Origin of the sequence: Aeromonas sp. Prich7-2 (assembly GCF_017939255.1) — a bacterium.
Taxonomy (GTDB): domain Bacteria; phylum Pseudomonadota; class Gammaproteobacteria; order Enterobacterales; family Aeromonadaceae; genus Aeromonas; species Aeromonas caviae.
Genome location: NZ_JAGKRI010000049.1, coordinates 62,181 through 63,918, shown reverse-complemented (window position 1 = coordinate 63,918; position 1,738 = coordinate 62,181). Strand labels below are relative to the sequence as shown.

At 51.7% G+C, this 1,738-nt stretch carries 2 protein-coding genes and 1 rRNA gene; all 3 read right to left on the bottom strand.

All coding sequences use genetic code 11. The annotated features are described in order from the left end of the window. A 16S ribosomal RNA gene (locus J9892_RS10375) occupies positions 1 to 136 on the bottom strand; the annotation flags it as partial. Positions 137 to 550: 414 nt separating this feature from the next. After that, complete coding sequence (gmhB, locus tag J9892_RS10370) at positions 551 to 1,093, bottom strand: D-glycero-beta-D-manno-heptose 1,7-bisphosphate 7-phosphatase (RefSeq protein WP_043153901.1); 543 nt, start codon at positions 1,091 to 1,093, stop codon at positions 551 to 553. A gap of 113 nt (positions 1,094 to 1,206) precedes the next feature. Beyond that, a partial coding sequence (locus J9892_RS10365) for an EF-Tu/IF-2/RF-3 family GTPase (RefSeq protein WP_246876658.1) occupies positions 1,207 to 1,738 on the bottom strand: 532 nt, incomplete at its 5' end.

The window sequence follows — 1,738 nt, the reverse complement described above, 5'->3', positions numbered from 1 at the left end:
CAATTTCCCAGGCATTACTCACCCGTCCGCCGCTCGCCGGCAAAAGTAGCAAGCTACTTTCCCGCTGCCGCTCGACTTGCATGTGTTAGGCCTGCCGCCAGCGTTCAATCTGAGCCATGATCAAACTCTTCAATTTAAGTTTGGTTACCACTCTTTGTTACCAAGGAGTTGGCGGCTCAATGAATTGCTGAATTAACTGCTGCAACTTTCGTTGCTTTGGTCACTTCATCAGACATTGATATCAAAAATTGTTTTTGATGCTCGATGCTGTGAGTGCCCACACAGATTGCTTGATTCAAATTGTTAAAGAGCGACGCAGCTTTTGCGCTGCTGCGGGAGTGGCATTCTACTCAACCGCCTTCTCGAGTCAAGCCTTATTTTTACAGGCTTTTCGAGGCTATCGACTCAGGCTTTGCGTTGCTGCTTGCCCTGTCGATGGAGGCGCATTATAGGGAGCGAATTCGTTCTGGCAAGGGGATAATTGCAAAAAGATGGCTTCCATCGTTCAATCGCTCACAAAGCCACCAAAAAGCATCTTAATCCAGCGAAATCAGCCTGCGACAGGTGCTGCAACGGCAAAATCATGCAGGTTGTCGTAGATGGCATCGGCCAGTTCAATCCCCGCATCAGTAATCGGCTTACCCGTTCTGACCATTATCTTGTGACCGACCTTGGCATTGATGGCCGCCTTCAAGTCTGAAGGTTTGTCACCCACCATATAAGAGCGGCTCATATCGATACCGAGCTCCCGCTGGGCAAGCAACAACATACCCGGTTCGGGTTTGCGGCAGTCGCAGGGGGCACCGTGGTTCGGGTGATGGGGGCAGAAGTAGATACCATCGAGATCCACATCGCGATCGGCCAATGACCAATCCATCCACTCGGTCAGGTTCATGAAGTCATCTTCAGTGAAGTAACCACGGGCAATGCCGGATTGGTTGGTCACCACGACCAGCAAATAGCCTTTTTTCTTCAGCAATTGCATGGCCTCAATCGCCCCGGGCAGAAAATGGAAGTCATCAACCTGGCTGACATAACCCGTGTCTTTGTTGATGACACCATCGCGATCCAGAAAAATGGCGGGTTTACTCACAGCAACTACCTCTATAGATGATTTCGCAAAAGTATCTCACAAGCCATTTAAAGCCCCAAAAGTAAAAGGGGTGGCCGAAGCCACCCCTTTTATGTGTGCATATAAAGTATCGATTAAGCGATAACTTTAGCTACAACACCAGCACCTACGGTACGGCCACCTTCACGGATGGCGAAACGCAGGCCGTCGTCCATCGCGATCGGGGCAATCAGGGTAACAACCATCTTGATGTTGTCGCCCGGCATGACCATCTCTACGCCTTCCGGCAGTTCGATGGTACCGGTCACGTCGGTAGTCCGGAAGTAGAACTGCGGACGGTAGCCCTTGAAGAACGGGGTGTGACGACCACCTTCTTCCTTGGACAGCACGTACACTTCAGATTCGAACTTGGTGTGCGGCTTGATGGTGCCCGGCTTGGCCAGTACCTGACCACGCTCTACGTCTTCACGCTTCACGCCACGCAGCAGCGCGCCAACGTTCTCACCTGCACGACCTTCGTCCAGCAGTTTGCGGAACATTTCAACGCCGGTACAGGTGGTCTTGGTGGTATCTTTGATACCAACGATTTCCACTTCTTCACCAACCTTGACGATACCGCGCTCTACACGACCGGTTACTACGGTACCACGGCCTGCGATGGAGAAT